Annotated in this window: 4 protein-coding genes and 1 pseudogene; 1 reads left to right on the top strand and 4 read right to left on the bottom strand. The window is 58.0% G+C overall.

Annotated elements, in window-relative coordinates:
- Positions 1-297 precede the first annotated feature (297 nt).
- From NUW23_14545 to NUW23_14560, 4 genes and pseudogenes are all read right to left on the bottom strand, one after another.
- The gene (locus tag NUW23_14545) at positions 298-1,350 is read right to left on the bottom strand and encodes a GGDEF domain-containing protein (protein MCR4427379.1); all 1,053 of its coding nucleotides are present in this window, start codon (positions 1,348-1,350) and stop codon (positions 298-300) included.
- Positions 1,347-1,829, bottom strand: a complete 483-nt coding sequence (locus NUW23_14550) for a hypothetical protein (protein ID MCR4427380.1) — start codon at positions 1,827-1,829, stop codon at positions 1,347-1,349. The genes NUW23_14545 and NUW23_14550 overlap by 4 nt, the downstream gene beginning before the upstream one ends.
- 1,033 nt (positions 1,830-2,862) lie before the next feature.
- Positions 2,863-4,110, bottom strand: a complete 1,248-nt coding sequence (locus NUW23_14555) for a M20 family metallopeptidase (GenBank protein MCR4427381.1) — start codon at positions 4,108-4,110, stop codon at positions 2,863-2,865.
- Between the two features lie 320 nt (positions 4,111-4,430).
- A pseudogene (locus tag NUW23_14560) lies at positions 4,431-5,659 on the bottom strand (IS256 family transposase).
- Positions 5,660-6,242: 583 nt separating this feature from the next.
- On the opposite strand from NUW23_14560, the gene NUW23_14565 reads away from it, so the two are divergent.
- Positions 6,243-6,371, top strand: coding sequence for a hypothetical protein (locus NUW23_14565; protein MCR4427382.1), 129 nt, complete (start codon positions 6,243-6,245; stop codon positions 6,369-6,371).
- The last annotated feature ends 194 nt before the right edge of the window (positions 6,372-6,565 follow it).

Raw genomic sequence — 6,565 nt, forward strand, 5'->3', positions numbered from 1 at the left:
CGCCGGTAGAATCTCGGACTTCCTATTCGCCCTGCAAGAGGCGGCAATCTCGGGCCCGGTAGGGAATGGGGTGGCTCGGACACGGAACGTGGCTTGTAAGGCATCCTCGGCGCGCTGAGCGGGGATCCCGTGGACAAGCCCGGGGGGAAGATAGTCTCGATGGGGGTGTAGGGGGTCTACTCCATCATTCGCTGCAGGAGGAGTATATCCCTGCCCAAACCCAGGAACGCACCTCTACGGAATCATTCCGGTGACAGCAGGAACGCTTGCTCTGTGGGCGGCTTGGGGAGAACAGGCTTAGTCAGGTTGTGCCGCGCTGAACACGACCCGGTTTCGTCCTGCATTCTTGGCCCCGTATAGCGCAGCGTCTGCGTTCTTGATGAGGAGTTCCACGTCAAAGGCTGGACGTATGGTGTCGCATGCTACACCGAAGCTGGCGGTGACTTTGACTGACTGCCCCTCGCGGATCCCTTCGAAGGCATCTATTCTCTCGCAAAGCCTTCTTGCCAGCGCCACAGCATCATCCGCGCCTATGCCGGGAACAGCTATGATGAACTCCTCGCCTCCGTATCGTGCGAGGATGTCTTGAGCGCGTATACTCTGTTCGAGCACAGACGCGATCTCTCGTAGCAGCGTGTCGCCAGCTTTGTGCCCGCAGGTGTCATTCACGGTCTTGAAATGGTCGACATCCAACATAATCACAGAGATGATACTACCAGCTTGCTGCGTGTCCGTGAACCGTTCCATCTGGTTGTAGAACGATCTACGATTGGCAATGCCGGTCAACGCATCGATATTGGCAAGATCGTTCATAGCCTGAACCATGGTCATCTCTTTCGTGATGTTGGTCATGGTTAGGTACTTGACGAGCATGCCTCTGTCCCTGCGTCGTATGGTGCGAATGCGCGCCTTGAAGACGCGGCCTGAACCATCATCCAGCGCAATGCTGGCCTCACCGTCGGAATGCGCCATAGCGAACCCCGCGACTCGAGGGTGAGCCTTGAACAGTGTAGACAGATGCTCGTCTACGTGATCCTTTCGCCGGTGAGGGACGATCTGGTTGAGGGATTGGCTGTAATCGATGACCCGGTTGTTCCTATTGATGATCACAACAACATCGTCCATGCCGTCGAAGACCTTGTTCCTGGCCAGCGACACCAGCTCGAACAGCTGATTCGGGCTCAATCCGATGAGCAACAGCACGTTCGTGGCCATGAAGCAGTAAGGAGCAAGGTATATGCCATGCGGGCCAAACCCGGCGAAATACGTGATGCTGTCAACTCCCGGCAGGAGGAAACCTGCTAGAAACACCCAGTATTCAGCTTTGAGATCGGCTGGCGCAGTGATCATTGACCAGGCGACCACAACCACGCTGACGGCAAAGGCCAGACTGTGTATACCATCGATACCATGTACCAAGGGCCGCGCGTAATCTGAGTTATCGTCAGCCCGCCCGCGTTCGCAAGCGAGAGGTTAGCATAATACAGGTGGTGGAGGTTGGTAGTGTACATGACCGTGAGGGTCAGCGCCGAGAAGGCGAGCATGGCGATTACGGCTCTTCTACTGATGCGCCAGTAGTTGCCTGTGAACTCAAGGGACATCAGGATTCCGAACGTGGGCAAGAAAGCTATGCCTAGGTACTCGATTCTGAGGTAGGCTAGGGCTTCATTCACCGACTGTGCGGTCAGCTCGAAGGCATAACCCAGGGAGTACACAGATGCAGCAATGGCGAAGCAAGAGAACCACACGTTCTTGTGTCGTCTGCCTTGAATCATCACGTAGATGCCGATGCTCAATTGGATGATAGCAGATATTATGAGAAGCCCCACTATTGAGCATTCCATACTAGCAGCCTACCTAGCTCTTCAGATTGCGTGCACGGTCCGCGAAAGGAGTGGATGCGGGAACCGAGGCAAGTGTCCAATGTGTAATTCGCGCAGCCTGTGGCATTCCTCTTGGAATATCGATGCCAGGTGCGCAACCACCAAAGGCGCGCTCCAAAGGAGGCGCCCGAGCGCCTCCTCAACCGATGTAAACCCTCTGTCACGGCTCCCATGTTTGCAGAGCAGTTCGAAGGAATGTGCAGTATCGCCCACAGGCAAGCGACCCGGCTGCCACGCTGGCGGACGCCAGCCCGCGTTTTGCCCACACCCCACATTTGTGGGCTACGTGCAAATCAGCGTCCATCTTCGGCTGCAGTTGCTGATGTAGCGGTCATTTTTGGGGCATCCGGAAGCCAGCAACCGCTGGGCGCGCCCGCACTGCGAGGCCTGAGGACGTATGCCGAGCTACGCGCATTGGGCTGTCCGATCGGCAACGCTTCCCCGAGGCTCTCTCTGGGCACGCCAGCCCGAGCGAGCGGATAGCCCCCATTTATGACCGATCTTCCGGATTTAGCCCACAGACTTGCGGGCTCCCGCCGTGATAGACCCCAGATTCGTGGAGTAAGCCAAAACAGATGGTGCTTTTCAATCGGCGATTCTTGATGCGAGATCAGCGGCGGAGTTCCGGCGACAGATTCGCGCGAATCACGACCTGCACGCATAGACGGAGAGCCTCACGTCGAGCATTGAAACGAACGGGCGGCAACTGCAGAACCGACGGTCAGAGTAGTCTTGCCTAACACGACGCCCGGGCTGCCGCCCGGGCGTTATCCTTGGTGTGCCATCTATTCTGAAAGACATCGTGGTTTGCAGGTCCGTTTGCAGAACGCCGCAATTAGCTTTATGCCGGACCGCCCAGTTGCCTGAAGCCCCAGCCTTCAAGGGTATAATATCGCGCGCCTGGCTGGGATCGAACCAGCGGCCCACGGATTAGAAGTAGGCTAAGTAACGTTTCAGTTTCTGTGCTGACGCATCACGCTCAGCTGCCAGCCTTCACGACTTCCCACTCTGCCTTGATAGTCTTGAGCATCTCCGGGTTGTTGATCAGCTCGAGGCCGGCATCTGCCATGATCTTCGATGCGATCACGGCGGACTCGAGGCCGAACTCGGAGGCACAGGCGGCGACCATGTCCCGGGAATGGCCTGCCACGGAGCCGGTGGCCACGACGGGCAGGGAGAACATGACGCAGGGGATGGTGCTCGAGGCAGTGCCGAAGTCGGTCGAGGCCGCAGCGCCGCCGGGCGTGGCAAAGGGCATCTCGCCCATGCCGTAGTCCTTCGCCTTGTCTTGTATTAGCTTCATGAAGCTCGGGACGTTTACTACGTTGTCATACTGCTTAATCGGGGTGATGGTCACCTTGGTCTCGGTGGCCATGGCCGCGGCCTCCGCAATCGTATGAACGCGCTTCACTACGCTGTCAAGGTAAGGACGTTCCATGCTGCGTACATAGAAGCGAGCGGCTGCAGTCTCCGGGACGATATTGGCAGCCTGGCCTCCGTTGGTGACTATGCCGTGGATTCTGACGTCCGGCTTGACATGCTCGCGCATGTACTCGATGCCATTGAAGAGCATCATGACGGCGTCAAGCGCGCTTCGTCCCTCATAAGGGGCGGACGCCGCATGGCTGGCCTTGCCTTCGAAAGTGAAGTCCATCAGGTTCAGTGCGAGGGTGTAGCTGCCGATCACGCTGTTTCCCGGATGCATCTGGAAGCCGACATCGGCCCTGTTGAACAGGCCGGCAGCTGCCATTGGGAGCTTGCCCGAGGTGGTCTCTTCGGCAGGGCACCCGAAGACGATCACGGTCGCGGGGGTGTTGCCCAGGTTCTTGGACAGGGCTATCGCCGCGCCAACGCAAGATGCGGCGATCAGGTTGTGGCCGCAGCCGTGGCCCAGCCCCTCCAGAGCATCGTATTCGGCCATGAACGAAATCGCAGTGCCGCCGCCCGCGTTCTCGTAGGTGGCGACGAAGGCGGTGGGGAGTCCGGCGACTCCCTGCTCAATGACGAAGCCGTTCTCAGCGAGGGTCTTGGTAAGAAGCTCAACCGCCTTGAACTCCTGGTTGCCAGATTCCGGATTCGCATGGATGAACTTCGCGATGTCGATAATCTGTTGTCTCATGGAGTCAACTGTCGTACCTATGGTGCTGTCTTCGCGCGCCGCTACGCCGCCAACCACCAGAGCTACCAGCGCAACCATGACAAGCAGCATTCTCACGAAGGACTTCATGCCATTCCCTCCTTCAGAATCTTCCCCGCGTGGGGCAACGTCCGTTTTGCGCTGAAAATACGGTTCTCGCGTAGACGAATGACGCAAGCTCGCTTGAGTAATAGATTACGCCTTCTTGCCTATTCATGCTATGTATTGCTATTCAGGGTCCTTCCGTAGACATTGTACATTCCTCCCAAGCCGAATGGGCATTGTACTCCGGCTCGGCCCCGCGGCAAGCGCCGCTTGAGGCCGAACTGCAAGGGACTGCCGCGAGCTTGCCTCCGGGCCTGCGCCGAAGCGGGCGTGGGCCATCGGCTTGGAATGCGCGGCCTGAACCGTTATGCAGCACGGCCCGCCGCATCCGAAAGAGGCTCTGCCTGGCCCTCTTGCACAGCCCGCTTCCAGGCCCAGTACTCGTCCATGTTCAGATACCGCCGCCCTGTGGACCATGCCTCGTCTATCTCCATCAATACAGCTCCTATCAGCCGCAGGGCCGAGTCAGGATTGGGGAATATGCGGATGACCCGCTCTCGCCTTCTGATCTCTTCGTTGAGCCGCTCGGCGCTGTTGCTGGTGCGAAGCCTCTTGCGCAGGCACTCAGGAAGGGCCATTGCCGCCGTCGCATCCTCAAACCCTTGTTCCAGCCTGTCCACCGCGCCCCGAGCCCGGGCCGCGAAGTCCTCGGCGATCCCTCAAGCAGTCCCCTGGCGGTGTTCATGTCGGGCGCCTCGAACAGGAGCCGGAGCCGTGCGTGCAGCGGGCCTTGAAGCGCCTTGGGGCACGCGTCTAGGATATTCTTCGTGAAGTGGGTCTGGCACCGCTGCCACGACGCTCCCTGGAATTGCGCGGCCACCGCGTTTACCAGGCCTCCGTGGTTGTCAGAGACGACAAGATCCACGCCGGAGAGCCCTCTTGCCTTCAGCCAGGAGAAGAACTCGGACCACGAGTCTTCGCTTTCGCTGTTCGCAAGCCTAAGGCCGAGGACCTCCCGCATCCCTGCGGAATTGACTCCCGTAGCGATGAGCGCGCTTTGCGCCCTCACCCGGCCTCCTATGCGAACCTTGATGACGATAGCGTCGGCTATCACGAACGGATACGGCTCCTGCCCCAGGCTCCGTTCGTTCCACTGCCGCACTGTCGGATCGAGCTCTTTAACCAAATCCGATACCGTTGACTTCGAGAACTCGGTGCCGCATAGCTCTCGGGTGATTCTCTTAACCTTCCTGTTGGACACCCCGTTTACCACCATCTCCATGAAAGCGCCGAGCAGAGCCTGTTCGCTTCGCTGGTACCGTTTGAACAAGTCGGTCTCAAGTTTGCCTTCCCGGAATTGCGGAACTTCGAGAGTGATTGAGCCTACGCGCGTCGTTAGGGGCCGCTCCCTGGTCCCGTTACGGTACCCCACCCGTTCGCCGGTCCTCTGATAGGGCTCGGCCTTGAGCTGTTCGGCGGCTTCAGCCCGAAGGACCTGATTGAGGGCTGCCTCCACAAGTTCGGCCAGGCCCCGGTCCTCCTGAAAAAGACCGTGCAATTGCTCACCGGATATGGTAATCTCATAGGTGGCCATTGGTTCTCCTCCTGTAGATAATTGGTTGTGTTCAACTCCAATTCTACTAGAGAACCGATGGCCTTTCCATACCCTCTGCCGCAGCTAAAAGGCCCTTTTAGAGCACTATATCGGACTCAACTCCCGCGTGAGCTGAGATAGGGAATCGTGTTCGCTGTGCAGTCCTTCGTACCCTGCACAAGTGCCAGGGAACTTGCCGTAATATTCGGGCGATCTCCGGCACGAATCGTGAGAGTTCACCTCTCGACGAGGTCGGGGCAGTGTGCGTGCTCATGCTGTGATCGGGTTATTCCGCTTCCGGGCGATGTAGTCATCGGGATGCTTCCGCAAGAACACTTCCGAGCGCTCCCGAATGCGAGTCGTGGGGACGCCTGTCTGCCAAGAACGGCAGTTAAATGCAATTAATGGCCGCCGAAAATGTAGTTAATGGCCGGGGAGATTTGTAATAAAGGGCCGGCAGAAAATGCAGTTTTTCACCGGAGACTCATGTAGCCGGAGATGAGAGTCCTACCTCGCCGTCGAAGGGCACTTCAGCTTCCGACAAGAGCGAGGTGCCAATATGACGATTGGAGGTAGGACGCTAATGGAGATTCGACAGCTTAGGGACGAAGGCCTCTACTACAAGCAGATCGCGGAGCGGCTCGGGATCGACCCAAGAACCGCGGCCAAGATCGGCGAGGGGGAGGCTGAGTTTCTACCGATGCTTCGCTAGCAGCCTTGACAGTGGCATGCGCCCCTACAACACGCAGCTTACAGTGAAGGAGTTGGTTCTTGGCATGTAGGCTAAACGTTAGGTAGGGGCTGACCATTTCGCGACGAATGCTTTGGTTGAAGCGTGCTTGAAGCCCAGTCTCCATTGGTGCTCAATCGTTCCATTTGCATCAATGAACTTAAGAGGTATCTGAA

The sequence above is a fragment of the Bacillota bacterium genome (assembly GCA_024655925.1).
In the GTDB taxonomy this organism is placed as follows: Bacteria; Bacillota; DTU025; order DTU025; family JANLFS01; genus JANLFS01.

Coding starts and splice junctions, on each gene's coding strand:
- NUW23_14545 (MCR4427379.1), bottom strand. CDS start 1,350: ATGATCACTGCGCCAGCCGATCTCAAAGCTGAATACTGGGTGTTTCTA.
- NUW23_14565 (MCR4427382.1), top strand. CDS start 6,243: ATGGAGATTCGACAGCTTAGGGACGAAGGCCTCTACTACAAGCAGATC.
- NUW23_14555 (MCR4427381.1), bottom strand. CDS start 4,110: ATGAAGTCCTTCGTGAGAATGCTGCTTGTCATGGTTGCGCTGGTAGCT.